Here is a 22,780-nt window from a genome sequence, read left to right as displayed (position 1 = left end):
TTTTGGGCCAGTCCAATAGTGCGAGACCTAGACTCTAAATTCTCTTACCGATGCTTGTAATTCTTCGGCAAGTTGTGCGACTTGATGACTGGATTGAGCTGTCTGTTCTGCACCCGTCGATGTCTCTTCTGAGATGGCGGCGATATGCTCAAGTTTCTCCGAAACTTGTTGGCTCACTAAGTTCTGTTCTTGAGCTGCATTAGCAATATGAGTACCCGAGTCATGAGCCTTGTGAACGGCTTCGCTGATACTTTCTAAAGCTAGGTTAGCCTGCTCAGTTTTCTCTACACAGGAACTCGCTTGCGCACGTCCTAGCTCCATGACGGCAACAGCCTCTTGGGCGCCTTCTTGCAGGACTTGAATCATCTGCTGAATCTCTTGGGTCGAATCCTGTGTTCTCGAAGCAAGACTGCGAACTTCATCGGCAACAACTGCAAAGCCTCGACCTTGCTCACCTGCCCGTGCTGCCTCGATGGCCGCATTGAGGGCTAATAAATTGGTTTGTTCGGCTATGCCACGGATCACATCGAGAATAGAGCCAATAGAAGCACTATCGGAATGTAATTTATTGATAACTGTGCCCGCTTTTGCGACTTCATCGGCCAAAGCTAAGATTGTCTGTTTATTCTCATCGGCAATAGTACGCATATGTAGCGCTTCGTCATCGGCCTGCTTGATTTGAATTAGGGCATCATCGGCGCTACTAGTGACCTGCTCGGCACTTGAGCTTAGCTGAGTCGTTGCGGTGGCAACTTGATCAACTTGGCTCTTCTGCTCCTGAATACCAGCTGTGGTTTGGGCGGTTATTGCTGAGGTTTCTTCTGCGGCAGCTGCCAGTTGATTCGAGCGATCCAGAATGCCCTGAATCAAGTCTCTTAAGCTATCCACCAGACGATTACAGTTACGAGATAGTTCGGCAAACTCATCATGGCCCGAATCATCTAACTTGTGAGTCAGATCGCCGGAAGCTAAAATCTTGAGTGCGTTGTTTACTTTATCCAGTGAGCGCTTTAAAGGCGTGATCACTGCGATACTGATAACGATGGCAACGACGATGGCTATGATGATCAGTATAAGGGTGTTTAAACTCGCACTATCGATATCATCGATAGCACTTTGACTCACGCTACTGGAGACTGATTCTACTTTATCGGTCAAGCCCGTCATGCTCTCATTGACGCCTTGCACATCTTTATCGACTTGAGCCAACATCTGAAATGCGGATGCATGAAAACTAAGCTGACGCCCCTTCATGGTTTGAATAGAGCCATTGCCTTCGAGCATGCTAAATACTTTACTGGCTTCTTCATTGATGTTGTTTAATAGATCTGCGTCGATAACACCCTCCCAGTGACGGGTGACATATTCGAGTTTGCTTCTGGCCTCACTGACGATGTAATCCAGTTCTTTGGATATGGTTTGGTGCTCTTGTTTAGTTTCACTATTAATCAGGTCGTAGCTAGTGCTGACTATGCCGCTAAAACTGTTATCAATATTGCCAGCCGTGGCTGCAATTTCTTGTTCAGTAGGATCTTCACTCATCTCAAGATCGATAAGATCGAGTAGTAAAGAAGCCGTGTCATCTGCTGCAAGTTCCAGGTCTTCTAACTTAATGACCAGCTTTTCCTGAGTAACGAGTGAGTTTTCACGGGTCTTAATCATTTTTTCGCCATTAGAGATGAAGTTTTGGTAACTCTGGCGTAAATTTGAAATCGTACTCGAAAAATCAGCTTGATCTTGTTTGCCGACAATTATGGAGAGTTGAGCGAGTTCGGAACTAAATTCTTGATCTAAATTTGAGAATTGATTTGATATTTTGGGAAGATCTTTAGACTGATTAGTATGGTATGCAACCAGTATCTGTTTCTCTTGTTGAGCTATGCTATGTAAGAGGTTACCGCTAGATTCCAGTGCTGGAATACTGACTTCTTGTAATACCTGAGTGCTGGTTTTTAACTTACTATTCGTCAAGAGAGAGGCTGCGCCTAATCCAACTAACAATAAGGTCACGATACTAAACCCGCCAATGACTCTGGTGGCGACATTCATTTTCATAGGGTACTCCGATTATTATTATATTTTCTTGTAACAATTAAGTTACGATTCCCTAGTAAAAAGGTCTTTAAAATTCAAGGGTTGGCAGAAAATAAGCGCTTCCGTTCATGTTATATCGGCCAACTTATGGGCTAGTTTAACTCTTTTTTAACTTTTTTTGGGTAATTTTTTGATCTGACTCCATATGCCATAACGTCATATGTTCCCCCCAGCAACAGCCTGTATCCAGAGCATGAATATTTGGATTTTCCACTTCACCCATCACGGTGGCCCAATGGCCGAAGACTAAGGTGTGTGTCTTATTGATTAAGCCATTACAGTTAAACCAAGGTATTAGGTCTGGATCGGAGCAGTCACTCGGAGATAGCTTGCAATCGAAGTCCAAACGGCCGTCAAGGTGCTGAAAACGCATGCGAGTGAGGGCATTGATGCAATATATATTTCTTTGTAGTTCTGAGGCATCAGGCTCCCATACATCGACTTTATTGGTGTACATTTTTGAAATTAGCGATGGAATATAGTCTTGGGATACTAAGGCATTGCTGACGAGTTGAGACTGGGCTCTTAAGGTTTGAATATCCCATTGGGGTGGGACGCCCGCATGGCTCATAATAATATTCTGCTCGGGAAGTTCCTGTATGAGTGGTTGTAATCTAAGCCAGCCAATTAAAGATCCTAAATCGTTCGCATCCAGTAATGCATCAAGCTTGTCTTTAGGGTTTACACGCTTAATCTTTGCCGCTACCGCCATCAAATGGAGATCATGGTTACCTAATACTACTTTAGCGGAACCATCAAGCTGCTTAAAGTACCTTAGGGTAGGAAGCGACCCCTGTCCTCTGGCAATGAGATCGCCTACGGCCCACAGCACGTCTCTGGAAGGGTTGAAGTCAACTTTGGTAAGCAGTAGTTCTAGCTCTTCAAAACAACCCTGAATATCTCCAACAAAGTAGTTAGCCATCTAGTACTACGCCTTTAAATTAATGAAGTAAACCTGGAACGGATAACCTAAATGGATGAATGATCGCTTGGAATTGTTCACCGTCATCAGTCACCATAGTGTATGTGCCTTGCATGACGCCAAGTGGCGTTTCTAAAACCGTTCCACTGGTATATTGATATGCTGTGTCGGGCTCTATTCTTGGTGTTTCACCGACCACACCCGCACCTTGGACCTCACTCTTATGATCATTAGAGTCGGTAATACGCCAGTGGCGACTTTCTAGCGTGACAGCTGTTTGTCCCAGGTTGATGATGGTGATGGTATATCTGAAAAGGTATCTCTCCTCTTTGGGAGATGACTGTTCTTCAATATATTCAGTTTTTACTTCTACCTTGATGGTCGACCCAAGCTCTGACATAAGCTACCTTTATGACAAAAGAAAGGAGGGCAAGCCCTCCGATTCTATTTTGTATTCTTGTGTTAATTCACTATGAAGAGTTCCGAGATAATGAATTATGTTTGCTCGGCAGCCTTCCTATCTAGGACCAGGTTAGCCATTGCAACGTATTGTTCAACAGAGATCTGTTCGGGTCTCAATGATGAATCTATGTTGAGTTGCTGGAACTCTTCATCTGAAATCATCTGCTTCAAGTTGTTACGTAAAGTCTTGCGACGCATGTTGAAAGCCGTCGTCGTCAGGTGCCTAAGAAAATCTACATCTTTACATGGCCAAGGCTTCTGCTTGTAAGGGACTAATCGCACTACTGCCGAGTCAACTTTAGGGGCAGGTGTAAAGCATCCTGGTGGCACTTCGAGTACAGGCATTACCTGGCAGTGATATTGAGCCATAACAGTCAAGCGACCATAGGCTTTAGTGCCAGGTGTTGCAGACAGTCTTAATACGACCTCTTTTTGTAGCATAAAATGCATGTTCTTGATGTGTTCGGCAAACTCGAACAGATGAAACATCAAGGGAGTAGAGATGTTATAAGGTAAGTTACCGAAAACTTTAAGTTCTTTGTCTTCTTCTATAAGCTGAGTGAAATCGAAATTCAGGGCATCACCCTGATGGATTTCTAACTTATCTTTTAGCGTCGGGTGCTCTTTTAGTCGCTCAACCAGATCTTTATCCAGCTCAACAACTGTCAACTTATCAATGGAACTTGCAACCGGCTCTGTTAGCGCGCCTAGACCAGGGCCGATTTCGACCATGACATGATCATTGTCCGGTGCTATAGCGCCGACAATACGGTTAATGACATTATGATCAGTCAGGAAGTTCTGCCCGAAACGTTTTCTGGCTGTATGGCCTAAATGTACTCTATTACTCATCTGCTATTCTATTATCCAGCTTTTACTGCCAAATCTATGGCTTTGTTTAGTGCGCAGACGAAGCTTCCTATGTCTGCAGTACCTGTTCCGGCGAGATCTAGCGCTGTGCCATGGTCGACGGAGGTACGAATGTAGGGGAGTCCTAAGGTAATGTTAACCGAACTACCAAACCCCTGAGATTTAAGTACAGGAAGGCCTTGATCGTGATACATGGCGAGTATCACATCTGCATCTTCGAGATACTTAGGTTGGAAAATGGTGTCTGCTGGCAGTGGGCCTACAATACTCATCCCTAGCTCACGTAACTCTTCGAGTGCCGGGATGATGGTATCGAGTTCTTCACGGCCCAGATGACCATCTTCTCCTGCATGGGGGTTAAGCCCACATACATATATCTTGGGTTGCTCTATTGCAAACTTGTCGACGAGATCCGTATGCAATATTTTAATTATTTGATGCAGACGATCACGAGTGATCGCTTTAGACACATAAGCCAAGGGAATATGTGTCGTCACGAGAGCCACATGCAATCCAGGAGCCGATAGCATCATGACCACATCTTGGCAATTTGCCTGGTTGGCAAAAAATTCAGTATGGCCACTGAATGGGAGCCCTGCTTGGTTTATGATCCCTTTATGTACAGGACCCGTAACCACAGCATCGAACTCGCCATTCATATTTTTTTCGCCAGCATAGCGTAATGTGTCGACGACATAGGCGCTATTTTGGTCATCGAGTTGGCCACATGAACTCGCAACAGCTAGGGAGAAGGGGGCTATCGTCAAGGTGCCGACTTCCTGTGCCTTAGGTGCTTGATTTGGCTGATAGGGCCGCAGTAGAAGTGGCAGACCGAGTTTCTTGGCTCTTGATGTTAATAATTCAGGATCAGCACAAACAACTAGCTCAGCAGGCCAAGCCTGCTGAGCTAGTTGAATAACTAAATCTGGACCGATACCTGCGGGCTCACCCGCAGTTATGGCAATACGTTTAGTCGTCAATACGTTTAACCTCTATTGAAATCAGCTTCAAAAACTTCGATATAAGCTTCTGCTCTCATCTCGTCTAACCAAGTCTGTAACTCTTCGTTAAATTTACGACGGAAGATGAGTTGATGTGCTTTATTGGTATTAAATTGATCTGTCGCATCTGTCTTACGACGCTCTTCCAACTGGACTATATGCCAGCCATGGCTAGAGCGGAAAGGCTCACTGATTTCATTGACCTTAAGTTCTTTCAGGGTCTGAGAAAACGCCGGTACATAAACTGTTGGATCGGCCCAACCTAGCTCACCGCCTTTGGCCCCTGAACCTGGATCTTCAGAATACTGGCGAGCAAGAGCTGCAAAATCAGCATCACCTGCGCGGATTTGCTTAACAAACTTATCCAGCATGGCCTTAGCCCGCTCTTCTGAAAGAATAGGTGAAGGCTTGATTAGGATATGACGAGAGCGAACTTCGTTAACCTCTTTGGTCTGCAGACCACGAGCATCCATCACCTTGATTATATGGAAGCCTGCACCACTTCTAATGGGTCCAATTATATCGCCTTTTTTTGCATCGGATAACACTTCAGCGAAAAGAGTCGGCATCTCGTTGATATTCATATAATCCCAGATACCCCCCTCGAGAGCTTTAGGGCCGGCCGATGCTGCGATAGCCGTGCGGCGAAAATCTCCACCATCTTTGACACGTTCCAATACTTTATTGGCACGGTTGCTTGCTTGTTCAAGTTGTTCACTGGTCGGGTTGCTTGGGATCTCAATCAATATATGACCGATTTGGAACTCAATCTGTTTAAGACCTTGCTCTTCTATCATGCTAACCAGATTGTTGATCTCTTGTGGTGATACCTGAATACGGCGCTGTACCTGAATTCGCTGAATTTCACCTAAAGTGATCTCTTCTCTTAGTTGTTCACGATATTGACCCCAACTCATACCTTCACTAGTAATTTTTTGTCTCATCTGATCGACGGTGAGCTTCTGTTCTTTGGCGATGTTACCTATGGTTTGATCTAACTGTAGGTCACCAATATGCAAACCGATTCTATCGGCCATCTGCATTTGCAGACGTGTCATGATCAAGCGTTCGATAACTTGGGTTCTTAAAGCCTGATCTGAAGGTAAAGATTGGCCTGCTGCTGTGGCATTAGCCTTAACAGTTTTCACCATATTGGTTATTTCGCTTTCAAGTACTATACCTTCATTAATCTGCACCGATACCCGGTCTAAAGATTTATTTTCGGCTTGAACTGTGTGACTCATGGCCAAGCTCAGAATAGCAATAATCAAATGTTTACAGGGTTTCATCCACAAAAATCCTTGGCGTATTAATATCAGCTGCAGCATTAAATAATGCTGACTGGAGAATCTATTTCATGATTGGACTATAAGTCTTTCTCATGGTTCATAACAATATCAATTAATTGTTTAACTAGTTTTTAAGGTATAAAGGTTTTCTATAGTTAAACAATCCATCATTGAGCATATCTGTCACACCTAATGGGCCGGAACCACCGAGTCCCTTAATGACGAAGTTTAGATACACTCCGCTTTCGAAGAGTTCACGATTATCCAAAGTTGAATTATTATCGTCTTCGTAATTGGTTTTGATGCGGTAATGATAACTTAAACGTAGAGCCCAGCAACACGATTCATATTGAAAGCCTGCATAGGTTTCTACTGCACGGCTTTCATTGAGGTCATAATACCAGTTTCCAACTAGGTATAGGCTATCGCTAACAGGCCAAGCACCTCGCATGCCAGCCTGGGATATGTTGACAGACTCATTAGTGTTGGTGTTAAGCAAGTCGGGCACATAGCGATAGCTAAATTGCAGTAACTTATTCGCCCCAGGACGAAAATCTAAAGTCACTTCACTCTTCTTGTTTTCACTCTGCTTAGTATCATACTGAATTGCTCCACTCATATACCAGTCTTTGTATATTTGAGTACTCAACTCTGCCGCTAAGACTGAGTTAGAAGTATTTTCCTGAGTGTAGGTCTGAGTCGGAATTTGTGGATCGTTGATGCCGACACGGCTATCTTGGAAGTAGAATATCTGTCCCAGACTGAATTTGAACTTCTCGATATTATTTTCGTCAAATAAGCGGGTTGTTAAACCTAAAGTCATCTGGTTTGCATCGGCGATTCGATCTAACCCAGAGAAACGCCTTTCTCTGAACAGGCCGAAATAATCTTCCTGAAGTTGGGCTGTATCATAGATGCCGATATTAGATTGATCTTCATAACCCACGTAGAGATATTGAAACTGTGGCTCTAAGGTTTGGCGATAATTTTCATTAAAATAGTCTGTATAACGCTCAAAGTTAACCTGCCCATGGATACGCACCTGGGGCAGAGTACGGCTAACTTGATCGTCTAACTCACTGTTTTTGGGGTTGCCCTGATCATCTTGCCAATAATAGGTTTGCAGCAGTTTAACTTCACTGGTTAAGGAGCCTGCCGGACCTTGTATTGGAAATGAAATACTCGGTTCTACATGGAGACGAGTGGCGGTGGAAAATTCATTATCTTGGTGCTTAAAGTTGCTGACTTCACTCATTAAGTCAAAATCCAAGCCGTTCCAAAGCGATGGTGCACGATAGTTAAAGTTGAGCTGAGGCATCACCTGATAAGGAACCTCATCTTCTCCCAGTACCTTGATATCTTGTACTCTAGCGCTAAAGTCCCAATTTCTTTCGAAATAGCTGACCTCACCTAAGCGTGATAACTGGTTATCAGTTGCTGATTGGACATCCGAGTCCATGTCGTTGAAATAGTTATTATCGGATACTTGGGTGAAGTTGGCTAATACTCGCCAATTTTTATCGATCGCGCCCTTGTGCTCCCAATGATACAGGTAACGGTCTGCGTTGTTACTCAGCATGTTATCGTTACCCAAATATTCAACGTTGAGCTGACCTTGCTGTGATTCACCGGCTAAATATCTGAAGTCAGTTTTTAGAAATAAGCCTCGAGCCGACATGTAATTGGGAGTAAATGTCAGATCGTACTCAGGTGCTATGTTCCAGTAATAAGGGGTGGCAACCTCGACACCATTGGTGGTGCTGGTACTAAATGTTGGAAACAGAAATCCAGACTTACGTTTATCCGATACCGGGATCGTCATGTAAGGGATATACAAGATAGGTACACCGCCAATCTTTAGCTTGGCATCCCAAAGTTCGCCCCATTCCTCTGTACTGTCTATCTTTATTTTGTCTGCTTCGAGCAACCAAGATGAATCTCCCGGGGGACAAGTGGTGAAATTTGTCTTGGTGAGATGCAAGTTGTTATCGGGTGTTATTTCGAGTTTTTCGGCGTCACCGTGGATCTGTTGACCATGAAGCCAGTATTGGGCGCCCGAAAGAGTGGCACTATTATCTCGCATCTGGGCCACGAGAGAGTCAGCGGTGATGGTGAACATCTGATCTTGGAAGACTAAATTTCCATTCGCATCCAGACGTTCACTCTGCTGATTGAGTATGGCTTCATCTGCCGCTATATGACGGCCACCTTGGCTAAAAGAGACGTTGCCATTAAATTTGGCTTGTTTACCCATCTGAGCTTCCGAGCGATCTGAGAGTATACGTATCTCTTGAAGGTCTGTTTCAGAGGCTTCAGGATCGACGACTGCCATTCTAGGCACTGGGGGCTCTACCAAGCATTGTATGCTGGCATCGGGCTCGGGCGTGGTTTCTTCAGCCAAGACTAATTGGGGAAGTAGGCTTAATGCCAAAAAATATCGGATATGCATCTTAAGTCGTTTATTATGATTTCTTAGTCTGGACAAATATCGGTGAGAAAAGTTGCACTTTTATCAGGCAACTCAGCTAAATATCAACAATGAGCTTTTTAGCTAATTCCATTTTGCTTTATAATAAAGCAATTTTTACGTAAGAGCCATGAGGCGCCCTTGTCAGATCTTAGATTTCTTCAGTTAAATACATGGTTAAACCAAGTTTTTGGCACTCAACTACACCCATCTCTTATCTCTGGAGATGCGAGTTTTAGACGCTATTATAGAGTGTTTAAAGATGAGAATAGTTACATCATCATGGATTCGCCACCTGAGTTGATCCCTGTGACTCCTTTTATAAAATTATCTAAAGCCTATGGTGGACTTGGCGTTAATGTTCCTCAAGTTATTGAATCTAATGTTGAAGATGGTTTTTTACTCTTGAGCGATTTAGGTGATATACAGCTTTTTTCACGGCTCAACGATGAGAGTGTCGAAGCATATTACTCGCAGGCATTAACCCTTTTGGACAAGTTCGCCGCTTTTACCGGAAATGGCGAAATAGGCTTACCTCTATATGATTCGGCCTTCGTTCGCAAAGAGTTAGATATTTTTACCGACTGGTTGATAAAGCATCATCTTAAGTTAGTTATCGATACCGATACCCAAAAGATGCTCGATCATGCCTTTGGTTTGTTAGTGACAAATGCAGAAGAACAATCAAAAGTCGGTATGCATAGAGATTATCACAGCCGTAACTTGATGCTCACTGCCGATGAGTTTGGCACCGAGCAACTTAGTGTGATTGATTTTCAAGATGCCGTAATAGGCCCTGTGACATATGATGCAGTGTCGTTATTACGAGATTGCTATATTCGTTGGCCAGATTCGCTGGTAGAGACCTTGATGGAGAAGCATTATTTAAATCAGAAACAAGCTGGTCTGGTCGGTAGTTCGGTAAGCTTAGAGACGTACCGAAGATGGTTCGATCTGATGGGAATACAGAGACATATAAAGGCGGCAGGTATTTTTTCTCGCTTAAACTATAGAGATAGTAAGTCTGCCTACATGGCGGATATTCCTATGACACTGATCTATATCTGTGATATTTCAGCACGTTACCCTGAACTTGAGCGATTTAGTGCTTGGGTAGCTAACACCTTAGTGCCCGCATTTGAGGGCAAACGATGAAGGCGATGATTCTAGCGGCCGGAAGAGGTGAAAGGCTGAGACCGTTAACCGACTCTCTTCCTAAACCCTTAGTGTGCGTTTCAGGCAAACCTTTGATCGTTTATCATATAGAGCGACTCGCAGCTGCCGGTTTCGATGAGATAGTGATCAACCATGCCTGGCTTGGAGAGAAGCTAGTAGAGCAACTTGGTGATGGCAGTCGCTGGGGCATTCAATTGCATTATAGTGAGGAGCAGAGTGCTTTAGAGACAGGTGGAGGTATTAAGCGTGCTTTGCCACTATTGGGCGATGAAGCATTTTTGGTAATAAATGGCGATGTGTTTATGGATGATCTGCCTCAAGATATCGATATCGGATTGGCGCAGATTAATGCTGGCAAAATGGCTCACCTCTGGTTAGTGGATAATCCTATTCAGCATCCTAATGGTGATTTTCCGCTGCATGCTGGCCTAGTAGCTGCCCAGAAAATAGGTGAAGAGCCGGCACTGACTTTCTCTGGATTGGGTCTCTATCATCCTTCGTTATTTGATGACACACCCGAAGAAGGTTTCCCGTTAGCGCCATTATTGCGGCAGAAGATGCCATCGGATCTGGTATCTGGCAGTCACTATTCAGGTTATTGGTGTGATGTTGGCACCATAGAGCGACTCGAAGCTTTGGAGCATAGACTTCAAGTCGGCTAGTGTAAATTTTTGTATTTTATATTTGTAACTGTGACAATTGAATCATTGATATATAGGGTTTTTTAATGCGTATTTGGGGTAAGTTTTTTGGTTTCGCCATAGGTTTTATGTTTGGGCGATTCATTGGAGGCCTGATTGGCCTCTGGTTAGGCCATTTATATGATAAAAAAAGTGCCCAGCTGAGTGGGATTATAGGTAAGGGGGCCAATAGACAGACGCTTTTCTTTAATACGACTTTTGCTGTGATGGGTCATGTAGCGAAAGCATCGGGCCAGGTTACTGAGAACGATATTCGTATCGCGACCATGTTGATGGATCAGATGCAGCTTAAAGGTGAGGCGAGGAAAGAAGCTCAGAAAGCGTTTAGCGAAGGCAAGGCTATTGATTTCGATATCAAGGCCTGCTTAAAAACCTTTAGAATCATCTCCATGGGTCGTAAAGAGTTGTTGCAGATGTTTCTGGAAATCCAGATCCAGACAGCTCTGTCTGATGCCGAGCTCGATCCTAAGGAACATGCTATTCTACTTACCATTGCCCAAGAGCTAGGGTATAGCCGCAGCCAGTTAGACGAGTTACTTAAGCGTTGGCAAGCTGAGTTTAACTTTCACAAGGGAGGCGGTAGCCAAACGAGTATCGAAGATGCTTATGATCTCTTGGGTATGGCCGAGTCATCGTCGGATCAAGAAGTAAAACGGGCTTATCGTAAACTGATGAACGAACATCACCCAGACAAACTAGTGGCTAAAGGTCTCCCTGAAGAGATGATGGAACTGGCCAACCGAAAGGCTCAAGATATACAGGCAGCGTACGATCGAGTTAAATCTGACAGGGGTATGCGCTAGTTTCGGTTTGGGTTAAATGGATTTATGGTGTGATGAGAAAATAACAACAAAAGGGAATGAAGATGAAAAAGTATACTCAGTTACTGCTCACGGCTTGGGTCGGCACAAGTGCCTTGTTTACTGTATCTGCATCGGCCGAAGTTTTTGTCGCCCCTTTTGCTGGTTATAACTTTGCAGCTAGCGAATTTGATGTGACTAAGACAGATACTAGTGAACAGGGGAGTGTCAAAATTGCCGAATCCGCTAACTACGGTGTGATGTTTGGAGTCACCACCAAAGATCCCGGTAATATCTATTTTCTCTATAGTAGTCAGAGTACAGATCTGCGAACTGGTGGTAATTTTAGCCCGGACTCAATAACCGATTTGACTGTCGATTACTTCCATATCGGTGGATCGCTATTCTTTCCTAACGGTAACTTAAAGCCTTATGTTACCGCGAGTGTGGGGATGACTAATATGAGGCCCAGTGGTGACTATTCCAATGAGTCACGCTTTTCCATGGGGTTTGGTGCCGGACTCGAGTACGAAGTGACTCCCGCTGTTTCACTGTTTGCCGATGCTAGGGGATATGCCACGTTCATCAGTAGTGATAACGCCCTGTTTTGTAATGGTGGCCAGTGCATATGGAATATTCATGCCGATATTATGTGGCAAGGACAAGTTAACGCAGGTGTAAAGTTAACTTTCTAATCAATCGTTTTTATTAGTTCGGAGTGTGCTATGAAGCTTGTCGTACTGGACAGTTTTACCCTTAATCCAGGTGATCTTAGTTGGGAAGGCCTTGAGCAATTTGGTGAATTAGATTGTTATGACAGAACTGATGACGAGTTAGTCATTTCTCGAGCAGCAGATGCCGAGATCCTATTTACTAACAAGACTGTGCTCGATAGCAATGTACTGGCCTCGCTGCCCAAGCTTAAATATATCGGGGTATTGGCAACCGGGACGAATGTTGTTGATCTCGATGCAGCAAGTCAGCAAGGCATAGTGGTGACCAATGTGCCAGCCTATGCCCCTGATGCAGTTGCCCAGATGGTATTTGCTCATATCTTGCATCATACCCAAAAAGTCAGTAGCCACCATAACGCGGTAGTAGATGGAGCTTGGTCTAAGTGTGATGATTTTTGTTTCACCCTGTCTCCACTGCAATCACTCAAGGGTAAAATCTTAGGTTTGATAGGTTATGGCGCTATTGGCCAACAAGTGGCGAATATTGGATTAGCTTTTGGCATGACGGTTCTGGTCAATACCCGTTCTCAAAATGCTAGTCTGCCTGTAGGAGTAGAATGGTGTGAGCGAGAGCCGCTGTTTACTATGGCCGATATTGTGTCATTACACTGTCCCTTATCTGGAAGCACCGACAAGCTGATTAATGATAAAACGCTACAGCAGATGAAACCGAGTGCCATATTAATCAACACGGCTCGCGGTGGACTCATTGATGAAACTGCCCTTGCACAGGCTTTAGAAGAGGGAAGGATTACTGCCGCTGGGGTCGATGTACTCTCGAGTGAGCCGCCAATGCCAACTAATCCTTTACTCAGCGCAAAGAATATTTCAATTAGCCCCCATAATTCCTGGGCAACCATAGAAGCTAGGCAGAAGTTACTTGATATTGCCACCAATAACCTGAGTCATTTTTTATCTGGTGAGCAAAGTGAGCTTGGTAAGTTCGAAAACCAAGTGAGCTAAAGATAATAGCGAGATCTATTTAATCTCAAATTTATGTTTCTTATGGCTCTTTAATAATCTTGATGACAAAACCGGAAAACTCATTGTAGTAGGCGAAGCTGAAAAAGCTCTGCGGGAAATTAATGCTTATACCGATTGGTATTTTATAGTGCCATAAGGCCTGAAAGTGAAAGCTTTCAGGCCTTTTTATTGTGTCAGTCCCGTCCTGATTTAAGTCGGCAGTTTGGAGGCTTATCGTGCACCGTTCTAGTCTGGTATGCCTCTCATTGTGGGCATTTAAGTTTCATCATCATTTTAAGACATCAGGTACATTATTCTTAACATCTTACTGTCATTTTTAGAGCATATTACAGCTATGGCTGATGATGCGAGAGCTAGGATATATCCAGCGTGTCGAGAAAAAGTCAACAAAAATGAAGCGGTAAAATAAGCTGGTATTGATAAGGGAATGTTGAGAGAATGTTTTTTGCGTGTGTTGGGCTTTAACTAATAAAAATAACGATCTAAACATTACTTTATTAAGGGTAATAATTAGATATAAGGAGCTAAGGTGTTTTTAGACTATTTTGCTTTGGGCGTGATCTTCTTCGTCGCTATTTTTCTGTTTTACGGAATCATAGTCATTCATGATATTCCCTATGAGATTGCCAAAGAGCGTAATCATCCACAACAAGATGCACTGCATATTGCTGGTTGGGTAAGCTTGTTTACCTTACATGCCATCTGGCCATTTTTGTGGATTTGGGCAACCTTATATCGGGAGGACAGGGGCTGGGGATTTAATAATGTGATGCAGCGAGAGTTAGCATTAGAGGATGAAGTGAAGCAGCTTAATAAGACAGTTGCTCAATTAGAGATCCGATTGCAGTCCATAGAGCAAGGCTCAATTAAGCCCAATGAACAAGCTGTTGCAGCTTCAACTAATGGCAAGGAGGCATAAGATGGATCTGTTACTCATTCTTACTTATACCGCTATCTGTATAGCTATATTTAAAATTTTCAAAATCCCACTCAATAAGTGGACCGTGCCTACGGCTATTCTTGGCGGTATTTTCATCGTTGGGGCGCTCGTGCTCTTGATGAACTATAACCATCCTTATACACCTTTTGCGAAAGAATACTTCGTGACGACACCAATAAACCCCGCGGTTAAAGGTGTAGTAACCAGTGTTGAGGTCAAACCTAATACACCGATTAAGAAAGGCGAGGTGCTATTTAGAATAGATCCGACTCCCTTTGCTGCTATTGTTAAACAGAAACGTGCCGCATTGCTTGCCGCTGAGCAGGAAGTGCCACAATTAGAAGCAGCCTGGAAAGCCGCAACAGCCAGCGTAGAACGCGCCGTAGCGGATAAGGATAGGACTAAATCGGCCTATGATCGTTATGCCAAGGGCAAGAAGAGGGGCGGTGCAAACTCGCCATTTACCGAACTTGAGCTGGATAACAAGCGTCAACTTTATCTTTCTTCTGAGGCTCAGCTAAGCGCAGTCAGAGCCGATGAGCTGAGAGTACGTCTCGCCTTCGAATCAAATATCGATGGTGTTAATACTAAGGTTGCAGGCATCCAAGGAGAGTTGGAGAAGGCTCAGTTTGACCTCGATATGACAGTAGTCAGGGCGCCAGCCGATGGCATAGTGACACAAATGGCTTTACGCCCAGGTATCGTTGCTGTGCCCATGCCACTTCGCCCCTTGATGAGTTTTATTCCCGATGAACAGAAGTTGTTTGCCGGTGCTTTTTGGCAAAATTCACTCTTGAGACTCAAAGAGGGTGATGAGGCTGAGGTTATTTTAGACGGTGCGCCTGGGCAAATATTTAAGGGCAAAGTTTCTAAGATTTTACCCGCAATGGCAGAAGGTGAAATTCAGTCTTCAGGTGCGCTGATCTCTTCGCGTCACCTGATGCAGCGTGGCCGTGTCATCGTCTTGATAGAGCTAGACGACCATGAGGTAAGGGATCGCTTCCCCGCGGGGGTTGCGGGACAAGCGGCTATCTATACCGATCACTTCTCCCATGTGGCTATTATGCGTAAGGTGTTATTGAGGATGCAGGGGTGGCTGAACTACGTGTTCCATTAAGCACTGAAGAATAAATAATAGTTTGAGTGAAAAAAGGGACTGGGTGTCCCTTTTTTATTCACTTCATTTTCCCTAAGGTTTAGCCGTAATAAGAAGGAGTTAGTATGCAAGATATCAGGGATCTGACAGGAGTATTAAGATCCAACACCCCCATAGTAATCATCGAAACCTATGAGGAATATCGCGTTATAGACTTGCTTAAAAGGGTATCGGCAGTCCTCTATCAGCCATTGTTTACCTGGAGTATCACTCAAGGTTTGACTCGGGTCGATCGTGCCATGGGCACTCAGAAATTCAACAGCGATCCTACCGATATTTTAGGACAGATAAAGTCTACATCACAGCAAGGTATTTATGTCTTATGCGATTTTCACCCTTTTGTCGATAATGCTCCAAAAAATGTACGCTTACTCAAAGAGATAGCGCTCGAGTATGCATCGCTTAAGCATACTATTGTCTTGGTGAGTCATGCTTTCGAGATCCCACCTGAGATCCAAAGGTATTGCGCACATTTCAGACTCTCATTGCCTAACAATGAGCAGTTACAAAACTTGATCTATGAACAGGTGGAGCAAGTAAAGAGTGAAGGCATGATATTGACTGTCGATGATACGGCGGTTACGCAGTTGGCGAAGAATCTACGCGGCCTCACCTTCGATGATGCAAAACGTTTGGCCCATAAGGCTATAGTGGATGATGGGGCCATTACTCATTCTGATGTGGAGATGGTTAATCGTGGTAAGTTCAAACTACTGGATATGGAAGGTGTGCTGCAATTTGAATACGACACCAGTGATTTCTCTCAGGTAGCTGGCCTGCATAATCTTAAGGGGTGGCTTAATCAGCGGGCACCAACGACACTGACTAGCTCCTTGGAAGATCAGCCTAAGGGTATTCTATTGCTCGGTGTGCAAGGGAGTGGCAAGAGCTTGGCAGCAAAGGCTGTGGCCGGAATGTGGCAAAGGCCCTTGCTTAGGATGGATATGTCAGCCCTTTATAACAAGTACATAGGTGAGACAGAGAAGAACCTGCGTACAGCCTTGGAACTTGCGGACTTGATGTCTCCCTGCGTACTGTGGATAGATGAGATTGAGAAAGGGCTCAGCAGTGGCAGTAGCGACGATGGCACCTCAAAACGGATATTGGGTACTATCCTGACCTGGATGGCGGAGAGAAAGTCCGATGTCTTCTTAGTGGCAACCGCGAATGATATTTCGGCACTGCCTCCAGAGTTGATGCGAAAGGGGCGTATGGATGAGATTTTCTTCGTTGATCTTCCTGACGATGAGGTGCGCCAGGCTATATTCCTTATCCATGCAAAGCGTCGTGGGCTGGATGTTACAAGATTAGATCTCGCACAGTTATCCAAAGCGAGCCAGGGCTTTTCTGGCGCCGAGATCGAACAAGCTGTTATCTCCGCAATTTATAGTGGCAAAGCGATCGAGACAGAGGTCGATCAGGCACTCTTGATCCAGGAATTAATGAAGACCCGGCCATTATCTGTGGTGATGCGTGAGAAGTTACAGGCACTAAGAGATTGGGCTTCGGGGAGAACCGTCAATGCTCATAAGTAGTGGCTTGGCATATTAAGCTCCCAATATGAGGTAGGCTACACTTAAGTAGATGTAAGGATGATCTCAGGTTTTTTCTCTGAAACTTTATCTATGTGGGATGCTCAATGACAGGCGGTAATATTATGAATCTAAGGTGGTATAAGTCAGTATGCGATATCTCCTGAAAATCACCTTACTACTTATGTACAGCCACCTGTCTCTTTGCTTTGCCGACGAGCTGGCTGTTACCTTAGCTTATGTCGAGTACCCACCTTATATTGGCGCAGAGCTGGAAAATGGTGGCCCAGTGGCTGAAATAGTCGCTAAGTCTTATGAGAAAATCGGATATCAAGTAACACTAGAGTTGGTGCCTTGGGTTAGGGCTTTTAGAGATGCAAAATTGGGGATCTATGATGGAGTGTTTACTGCCTGGCATAGAAAAGAAAGGGAGCAATGGTTTCTGTTTTCAGACTCTCTTCCCCCCAATGAGATAGGTTTCTACAAACGTAAGGGGGAAGACATTAGTATACAGTCTTTCGATGACCTCAAACCCTATCAGATAGGTGTCGTACGAGGATATGGGTACCCCTCAGGTTTTAGTGAAGCTAACTTAAAGCTGTCTGTGGTGGATACCGACATACAGAACCTGCGCATGCTCCTATATAAGCGTATCGATTTGGCTCTGACTGATAAAGCCCTGGGGAGGCACTTTATGACGGAAGAGCTTCTGGGGGAAATCGAGTGGGTAGAACCTCCTATCGAAGTGCTAAACCAATATTTAATGATTTCTAAAAAAGCAGCCGGAGCTCACAAATTACTTGCCGACTTTAACTCTGGATTAAAGCAGTTATCTGATTCTGGTGAGTTAGCTCAAATACTCAAATATCACGGATTCTGACTCGAATATCCAACCTCTATTTAATGTATCTTCTTGCTCGTTTTTTATCGATTTTCTTTATTAGGCTCAATTTGAGCATTACACATATAATCACCGTATCGCACGGAAAAAAATCGTTCACGAGCCCGTTTATCCCGCTAACGCTAAAAAGCTTGGAGTGGAGGGGCATGTATCAATGGAGTTTGATCTATCTGCTGATGGAAAGCCTATCAATATAACCCTGCTAGAATCATCTCCTACAGGCGTGTTTGATCAAGCGGGCATTGCAGCCCTATCGACCTGGGTTTATCTGGGAGAGATGTTGCCATGTGATGCAGTATCGCTGAGTTTTAACTTGCCTCCAGAGCGCTGAGTTAATTCCCAGATGTTTACTGCTTTTGCGGCGGGAATTGAGACAGAATCTTAGTCACTGTGACTTGAGTTGCTGATAGCTTCTCTTCACCGCCAGCATCGAAGTTAAATTTATCTGTTCCACGCCAGATTAACTTATTGGTTTGTGGATTGATAATATCTATTTGTATGGTTTGAATCCTAGCTGTATCACTTCCGATAGGGACGCCAACACTCGTGCCGACACTCACCCCACCGCTACTGCCCCAAGTGCCAGTACCTAAGCCTATAGATAGGCCGGATTCCTTTGGCTTATCTTCCACCTTGAAGGAATAAGTAATTTTAAAGTCAGGTTGCTGTTGGGCCATCACAAACCCTTGCTTGGTCAGTGCAACTGCGATTGAATCCTCGATGCGTGATGAACTTAATGGGTCATCGGTTTGGGAGGGTGAAAAGGTCTCGAAACTCTTGAGCTGGCTAAAATCATATTCGATATCATAGTCACTCTTAGGTTTACTGGTACAGGCATTTAGCATCAAGCAAGAAATAAGAACAAGGATGAGGGCTGGGATTTTCATTTTTCTTCTCCTAAAAACAATTATTCCAATTTGAGACTAACCGGCTCTATAAGCAAGGTATTTTATTTTATGTTAATTGGCGTTAGTGTGAAAATTAGCCTGCTTAGGGGAAATAAGTTATGTTTAAACTAACCCTCTTGTTAGCAGGTGTCACTCGATAAGCGCAATGATGGAACAACTAGAGTTTTTTGAGATCCCAAGTCCTTGTATCGGTGTGTGCCAAACCGATGCCAGAGGATACTGTAAAGGCTGTTTACGTAGTCGAGACGAGCGCTTTAATTGGCTTGAGTTTTCTGATACCAAGAAGACTGATGTGATACGTCTGTGTAAGCAGCGTATACGTCGCAGAAAGCTTGCCATTCTCAAAGCAAAAAAAGCTCAGCTTACTCAGGAGCAGGCCCAAATAAACCCTATGCTAGACTTTGGGAGCAATGAAGAAGCTGAACCTAAGTTCGATCTCGATGATTTTTCACTAGAGTGATGAACACATACTATTGAATGTTTCCTGTTGATTCAGCCGTCGGCCAGAACAAGGTAAAACAGGTATGGCCATCTGTGCTTTCAAGTGTCACCTTACCTTCGTGTCTGTCCATGATACGTTTGATTATCGCTAATCCTAGGCCGTGGCCTTTATTCCCATTCTGTACCGATTGACTGCGGTAGAAAGGTTCAAATATTTTAGCTTGATCTTCAACAGGGATCCCTTGACCATCATCTGTGATTGACAGAGTTACTTGTTTCTCACTTTGCTCAATTTTGACCTTGATTGATTTACGGCCAAATCGTTGTGCGTTGGTGATCAAGTTTTGTATGGCTCTTTCTATCAGAAGGGGATCGCCAATTATATAAACTGGTTTGTTTGTTGGTTGGATAAATTCGATTGGGGCGCTGATGGAATTGGTGAGTTTTTCTATGGTGTGCTCTGTGAGTACTTCGAGATCGCATTGCTCAAACTGAATGTCTTTCTGTTTGGACTCCAGGCTTGCATAGGTGAGTAGCTCTTGAAGTAAGTTCTCCATCTCTTTGACATCTTGCTGCATCTCATCGAGAAACTCATCTCTACGTTCTGCGCTAGAGTCGGGTTGGCAATACTGTGGCATTAGCGCTAAAGCAAATTTAAGCCTGGCCAGAGGGGTGCGTATCTCGTGGGAGACAGCATTGGATAAATGCTTTTGATTTTCGATGAGCGTGCTGATCTTTTGTGACATTTCATTAAAGGTTATCGCTAGGGGTAATACCTGAGAGCGAGGTGAAAGCTCTATCTGCGTATCCCACTTTGCTTGACCAAACTCACGGGTAGCACTCTTTAGAGTCTTGAGATCTCTCGACAGGGGCCAGACCCATATCAAGGCGACGAAGGCTAAAGATAGGTAGAAAAATAGCGTGAACAAGCCCCTGAGGCGAGCCCTAGGATCTATCTCAATGGGGCCGGCAATCAAAATTTGTTGCCCGACTTTAACAAAATGGAGTTCGTGATTATCGCCCTGTGAAGTGACGAGTATGCTATCGGAAGTTAACTGGCTTGACTTAGCTATGGCGATTTGACTCGCATCGACAAGTTTAAGCGGGTAGTCAGGATTGAGATCGATTTGTTCCAGGTATTCTTTACGGTCTTGATTTGGGAGTTTAGCAAGAAGTTGTGCTAAAGCGATAAGCGGCGCATCCATTGCCCCGCTATCTTCGACACTATTTTGCCATATACTGTCTAGGGTCCAGCCTATACCTAAAAAGCTAAGGCTTACCAATAGGTAGAGGCTGATAAAAAGTCGTTTCAACTTTTAGTTCCGTAAAATTAGTTGTCGGCTAGCAGAGACTTAGCTAGTCCAAGCTTCTGGTGCAAACAAATAGCCTTGGCCCCAAACTGTCTTGATTCTAAATGGTGTCTCAATATTATCTCCTAATTTCTTTCTTAAGCGGGAGATACGCACATCAATTTTTCTGTCTTTACCATCAAAATCGATATTGAGTAGGTACTGGTAGATATATTGGCGGCTTAATACTTGACCTGCTTGGGAGGCTAGCAACCATAATAGTTCAAATTCATGGCTAGTTAAGTCGACCTCAATATCGCCCAGACGAATAGCCTGAGTGTGTGGGTCGATGCTAAGTTTGCCAAAACTCAAACAGTGAGACTCTACTTTAGGTGGCTTAGCCGTGCGGCGCAATAAATTGTTAATTCTGGCTATAAGCAGAGCCGGATCCACAGGTTTCACCACGTAATCATCGGCGCCGAGCTCTAAACCTTTGATCTGATCTTCGTTAGAGCCAAGAGCACTCATCAGTAAGATAGGACCTGCAAAGTAATCGGGTAGCTTTTCACACAGTGTAAGCCCGTCCATCCCTGGCAACATGATATCTAGCAAGATGATATCGGGTTTGTAGTTGATCAACCGAGTTAATACAGTATCTCCTCGGCGTTCGACTTCAACGTGCATTCCATGCGACTTTAAATAATCCACAATCAAATTGGCAAGACGAATATCATCCTCTACCAGTAATACTCTATGGGTAGATTGGGGGTCGGTCATTAGAATAAACTCCATGGGTTGCGGTAGCGTCGTCGTACTTTAGGCTCAGCGGCCGGTGTGACTTTTAGTTTGACTCCGGCTAATGTTTGGTGTGTTTCTTTATCAATCATAACAAATTGAATATCATCAGTTGCACTGATGTTTAATGTTAATGAATGAGTGTCCGCTGACTCGGCACACCACTTTGCCATCTCTTTGTAGTCAGACAAAATACAGATGGGTCTAAAAAATTCGTTTTCCCATTCTAGCACCAGAGTGAGCTTGCATACATTTTCATCTTCAGATGTGATGCAAAACTCTGGGGAAAGTTTGAGTATGGAACCCTGATCTTCATCCTCTTCTTCTGCGACGGCAAAGCCACTCAACAGTGAGAGTATGAGTATTCCAAAGGGTAACAATCTAAATAATGACACTAATACCTGATTTAACACTCGCATTAAAACCTATAGGCAGTGCCGACAAAAAAGGTACTGGTATAATCTTCATTAAGCAGAGGGCTTGCAACTATTTCATCAGCAATCTGGGTATATCGCGCTAGAAATAACAATTTCCAATGCTCTGTTAGTACATAATGACTGGTAAACTTTAAACTAGTATTAATTGCAGACTCAGCTTTATAGTTTTCGCTCCAAAATACACTTTCTGAGGGTCTGATACCGTAGTAATAATCGACAACTTCTTTACTCTTCCAATCAAATTCAAGCGCTAATTCAAAACTCCATTCCTTTACTGCTATGTTGTACAGCCATTGTAGCTTGGCCTCAGTACCTTGGTGGACATTCAGCAAATCATGGGTTACTTCGAAGTTTAATACGCCAGCCCGAGTATAAAGGTAGGCTTCAATTCCCCCGAGATAGGTAAAATTGCGGCTCTCAAGTTCATTGAGTATTGGTCCACCTTGCTCATTACTCATTAGCATCGGCTGATTTCGTGTAGAGAATGGACTTGGTTCGAATCTATTGGTACCTGTAAGAAAGATGTTAGAAGGATCCCAACGATGAAAGAAGGCGCTATCTGTACTGAAACTTGTCGTCAGATTGATGGTGTACTTTTCATCTTCGCTTAATGTATAACCAATATTACCATTATCGAAGTACCAGGAATCACCGTAATAAGCGAAAGTGGGTACTAAATAGATAGGTATATCATCATAATCTTTAAGAGGATTACTGCGAGAGCCGTAACCTAGTGCCAGGCCAATATCCCATCTGCCTATTTCGATACACTCGTATTCACTTCCGCAGGAGTCAACGGTATCGGCCCATGACGAAATAGGGAACAAAATACAAGTTAGCAGGAGCACTGTTAGGTTTTTCATCTTGCTCGTTTATATACT

At 44.0% G+C, this 22,780-nt stretch carries 23 protein-coding genes; 11 read left to right on the top strand and 12 right to left on the bottom strand.

Translation table 11 applies throughout. The features are described 5' to 3' along the window. Positions 1 to 27: 27 nt before the first annotated feature. The 7 genes from sps_RS22880 to lptD form a co-directional block, all read right to left on the bottom strand. A complete protein-coding gene (locus sps_RS22880) occupies positions 28 to 2,055 on the bottom strand; it encodes a methyl-accepting chemotaxis protein (RefSeq protein ID WP_077754589.1) in 2,028 nt (675 codons plus the stop codon). Between the two features lie 136 nt (positions 2,056 to 2,191). Next, on the bottom strand, positions 2,192 to 3,016 hold the full coding sequence (locus sps_RS22875; RefSeq protein ID WP_077754588.1) for a symmetrical bis(5'-nucleosyl)-tetraphosphatase: 825 nt from the start codon (positions 3,014 to 3,016) through the stop codon (positions 2,192 to 2,194). A 19-nt stretch (positions 3,017 to 3,035) separates the two neighbouring features. Continuing rightward, positions 3,036 to 3,416 (bottom strand): Co2+/Mg2+ efflux protein ApaG, encoded by a 381-nt coding sequence (gene apaG, locus sps_RS22870; protein WP_077754587.1) that lies wholly within the window; start codon positions 3,414 to 3,416, stop codon positions 3,036 to 3,038. 95 nt (positions 3,417 to 3,511) lie between these two features. Further along, the gene (gene rsmA, locus sps_RS22865; RefSeq protein ID WP_077754586.1) at positions 3,512 to 4,330 is read right to left on the bottom strand and encodes a 16S rRNA (adenine(1518)-N(6)/adenine(1519)-N(6))-dimethyltransferase RsmA; all 819 of its coding nucleotides are present in this window, start codon (positions 4,328 to 4,330) and stop codon (positions 3,512 to 3,514) included. A gap of 11 nt (positions 4,331 to 4,341) precedes the next feature. Further along, on the bottom strand, positions 4,342 to 5,328 hold the full coding sequence (gene pdxA, locus sps_RS22860; protein ID WP_077754585.1) for a 4-hydroxythreonine-4-phosphate dehydrogenase PdxA: 987 nt from the start codon (positions 5,326 to 5,328) through the stop codon (positions 4,342 to 4,344). A gap of 5 nt (positions 5,329 to 5,333) precedes the next feature. Continuing rightward, the gene (gene surA / locus sps_RS22855; protein ID WP_077754584.1) at positions 5,334 to 6,638 is read right to left on the bottom strand and encodes a peptidylprolyl isomerase SurA; all 1,305 of its coding nucleotides are present in this window, start codon (positions 6,636 to 6,638) and stop codon (positions 5,334 to 5,336) included. A gap of 124 nt (positions 6,639 to 6,762) precedes the next feature. Next, a complete protein-coding gene (lptD, locus tag sps_RS22850; protein ID WP_077754583.1) occupies positions 6,763 to 9,087 on the bottom strand; it encodes an LPS assembly protein LptD in 2,325 nt (774 codons plus the stop codon). A 159-nt stretch (positions 9,088 to 9,246) separates the two neighbouring features. Here lptD and sps_RS22845 point away from each other — a divergent pair, with 159 nt between their 5' ends. From sps_RS22845 to sps_RS22800, 10 genes are all read left to right on the top strand, one after another. Further along, a complete protein-coding gene (locus sps_RS22845) occupies positions 9,247 to 10,260 on the top strand; it encodes an aminoglycoside phosphotransferase family protein (RefSeq protein WP_077754582.1) in 1,014 nt (337 codons plus the stop codon). Further along, positions 10,257 to 10,943, top strand: coding sequence for an N-acetylmuramate alpha-1-phosphate uridylyltransferase MurU (gene murU, locus sps_RS22840; RefSeq protein ID WP_077754581.1), 687 nt, complete (start codon positions 10,257 to 10,259; stop codon positions 10,941 to 10,943). The genes sps_RS22845 and murU overlap by 4 nt, the downstream gene beginning before the upstream one ends. A 65-nt stretch (positions 10,944 to 11,008) precedes the next feature. Next, complete coding sequence (djlA, locus tag sps_RS22835) at positions 11,009 to 11,785, top strand: co-chaperone DjlA (RefSeq protein ID WP_077754580.1); 777 nt, start codon at positions 11,009 to 11,011, stop codon at positions 11,783 to 11,785. Between the two features lie 62 nt (positions 11,786 to 11,847). Beyond that, entirely contained in the window at positions 11,848 to 12,477 is a 630-nt protein-coding gene (locus sps_RS22830) for an outer membrane beta-barrel protein (protein WP_077754579.1), read from the top strand. 30 nt (positions 12,478 to 12,507) lie between these two features. Then, a complete protein-coding gene (locus sps_RS22825) occupies positions 12,508 to 13,479 on the top strand; it encodes a D-2-hydroxyacid dehydrogenase (protein WP_077754578.1) in 972 nt (323 codons plus the stop codon). Positions 13,480 to 14,029: 550 nt separating this feature from the next. Then, a complete protein-coding gene (locus sps_RS22820) occupies positions 14,030 to 14,419 on the top strand; it encodes a DUF3302 domain-containing protein (RefSeq protein WP_077754577.1) in 390 nt (129 codons plus the stop codon). A gap of 1 nt (position 14,420) precedes the next feature. Beyond that, positions 14,421 to 15,557: an HlyD family secretion protein gene (locus sps_RS22815; RefSeq protein WP_077754576.1), complete on the top strand. Its 1,137-nt coding sequence runs from the start codon at positions 14,421 to 14,423 to the stop codon at positions 15,555 to 15,557. Between the two features lie 104 nt (positions 15,558 to 15,661). After that, on the top strand, positions 15,662 to 17,131 hold the full coding sequence (locus sps_RS22810) for an AAA family ATPase (protein ID WP_077754575.1): 1,470 nt from the start codon (positions 15,662 to 15,664) through the stop codon (positions 17,129 to 17,131). A gap of 148 nt (positions 17,132 to 17,279) precedes the next feature. Further along, positions 17,280 to 18,008 carry a substrate-binding periplasmic protein gene (locus sps_RS22805; RefSeq protein ID WP_218919607.1) on the top strand — a complete coding sequence of 243 codons (729 nt, stop codon included), beginning with the start codon at positions 17,280 to 17,282 and terminating at the stop codon, positions 18,006 to 18,008. Between the two features lie 97 nt (positions 18,009 to 18,105). Next, entirely contained in the window at positions 18,106 to 18,360 is a 255-nt protein-coding gene (locus sps_RS22800) for an energy transducer TonB (protein WP_077754574.1), read from the top strand. A 16-nt stretch (positions 18,361 to 18,376) separates the two neighbouring features. Here the strand turns inward: sps_RS22800 and sps_RS22795 are convergent, their stop codons facing one another. Then, complete coding sequence (locus sps_RS22795; protein ID WP_077754573.1) at positions 18,377 to 18,916, bottom strand: DUF4136 domain-containing protein; 540 nt, start codon at positions 18,914 to 18,916, stop codon at positions 18,377 to 18,379. A 169-nt stretch (positions 18,917 to 19,085) separates the two neighbouring features. Between sps_RS22795 and sps_RS22790 the strand changes: the two genes are divergently transcribed. Next, the gene (locus sps_RS22790; protein ID WP_149027440.1) at positions 19,086 to 19,397 is read left to right on the top strand and encodes a DUF1289 domain-containing protein; all 312 of its coding nucleotides are present in this window, start codon (positions 19,086 to 19,088) and stop codon (positions 19,395 to 19,397) included. Positions 19,398 to 19,407: 10 nt separating this feature from the next. On the opposite strand, the gene sps_RS22785 is transcribed toward sps_RS22790, so the two are convergent. From sps_RS22785 to sps_RS22770, 4 genes are read right to left on the bottom strand one after another with little or no spacing between them, the layout of a single operon-like run. Beyond that, positions 19,408 to 20,691 (bottom strand): ATP-binding protein, encoded by a 1,284-nt coding sequence (locus tag sps_RS22785; RefSeq protein WP_077754571.1) that lies wholly within the window; start codon positions 20,689 to 20,691, stop codon positions 19,408 to 19,410. A 39-nt stretch (positions 20,692 to 20,730) separates the two neighbouring features. Then, a complete protein-coding gene (locus sps_RS22780; protein ID WP_077754570.1) occupies positions 20,731 to 21,444 on the bottom strand; it encodes a response regulator in 714 nt (237 codons plus the stop codon). Beyond that, a complete protein-coding gene (locus sps_RS22775) occupies positions 21,444 to 21,881 on the bottom strand; it encodes a DUF3019 domain-containing protein (RefSeq protein WP_077754569.1) in 438 nt (145 codons plus the stop codon). The genes sps_RS22780 and sps_RS22775 overlap by 1 nt, the downstream gene beginning before the upstream one ends. Continuing rightward, positions 21,881 to 22,762 (bottom strand): MipA/OmpV family protein, encoded by an 882-nt coding sequence (locus sps_RS22770; RefSeq protein WP_077754568.1) that lies wholly within the window; start codon positions 22,760 to 22,762, stop codon positions 21,881 to 21,883. Before sps_RS22770 ends, sps_RS22775 begins: the two co-directional genes overlap by 1 nt. Between the last annotated feature and the right edge of the window lie 18 nt (positions 22,763 to 22,780).

The sequence above is a fragment of the Shewanella psychrophila genome, from assembly GCF_002005305.1.
Classification (GTDB): Bacteria; Pseudomonadota; Gammaproteobacteria; order Enterobacterales; family Shewanellaceae; genus Shewanella; species Shewanella psychrophila.
The sequence above is the reverse complement of the archived record's forward strand: the minus strand, read 5'-3'. Positions and strand labels throughout refer to the sequence as shown.

Coding starts and splice junctions, on each gene's coding strand:
- sps_RS22805 (WP_218919607.1), top strand. CDS start 17,280: ATGCGATATCTCCTGAAAATCACCTTACTACTTATGTACAGCCACCTG.
- sps_RS22780 (WP_077754570.1), bottom strand. CDS start 21,444: ATGACCGACCCCCAATCTACCCATAGAGTATTACTGGTAGAGGATGAT.
- sps_RS22790 (WP_149027440.1), top strand. CDS start 19,086: ATGGAACAACTAGAGTTTTTTGAGATCCCAAGTCCTTGTATCGGTGTG.
- sps_RS22825 (WP_077754578.1), top strand. CDS start 12,508: ATGAAGCTTGTCGTACTGGACAGTTTTACCCTTAATCCAGGTGATCTT.
- surA (WP_077754584.1), bottom strand. CDS start 6,638: ATGAAACCCTGTAAACATTTGATTATTGCTATTCTGAGCTTGGCCATG.
- apaG (WP_077754587.1), bottom strand. CDS start 3,416: ATGTCAGAGCTTGGGTCGACCATCAAGGTAGAAGTAAAAACTGAATAT.
- sps_RS22875 (WP_077754588.1), bottom strand. CDS start 3,016: ATGGCTAACTACTTTGTTGGAGATATTCAGGGTTGTTTTGAAGAGCTA.
- djlA (WP_077754580.1), top strand. CDS start 11,009: ATGCGTATTTGGGGTAAGTTTTTTGGTTTCGCCATAGGTTTTATGTTT.
- sps_RS22810 (WP_077754575.1), top strand. CDS start 15,662: ATGCAAGATATCAGGGATCTGACAGGAGTATTAAGATCCAACACCCCC.
- lptD (WP_077754583.1), bottom strand. CDS start 9,087: ATGCATATCCGATATTTTTTGGCATTAAGCCTACTTCCCCAATTAGTC.
- murU (WP_077754581.1), top strand. CDS start 10,257: ATGAAGGCGATGATTCTAGCGGCCGGAAGAGGTGAAAGGCTGAGACCG.
- sps_RS22795 (WP_077754573.1), bottom strand. CDS start 18,916: ATGAAAATCCCAGCCCTCATCCTTGTTCTTATTTCTTGCTTGATGCTA.
- sps_RS22815 (WP_077754576.1), top strand. CDS start 14,421: ATGGATCTGTTACTCATTCTTACTTATACCGCTATCTGTATAGCTATA.
- sps_RS22770 (WP_077754568.1), bottom strand. CDS start 22,762: ATGAAAAACCTAACAGTGCTCCTGCTAACTTGTATTTTGTTCCCTATT.
- sps_RS22830 (WP_077754579.1), top strand. CDS start 11,848: ATGAAAAAGTATACTCAGTTACTGCTCACGGCTTGGGTCGGCACAAGT.
- sps_RS22775 (WP_077754569.1), bottom strand. CDS start 21,881: ATGCGAGTGTTAAATCAGGTATTAGTGTCATTATTTAGATTGTTACCC.
- rsmA (WP_077754586.1), bottom strand. CDS start 4,330: ATGAGTAATAGAGTACATTTAGGCCATACAGCCAGAAAACGTTTCGGG.
- sps_RS22880 (WP_077754589.1), bottom strand. CDS start 2,055: ATGAAAATGAATGTCGCCACCAGAGTCATTGGCGGGTTTAGTATCGTG.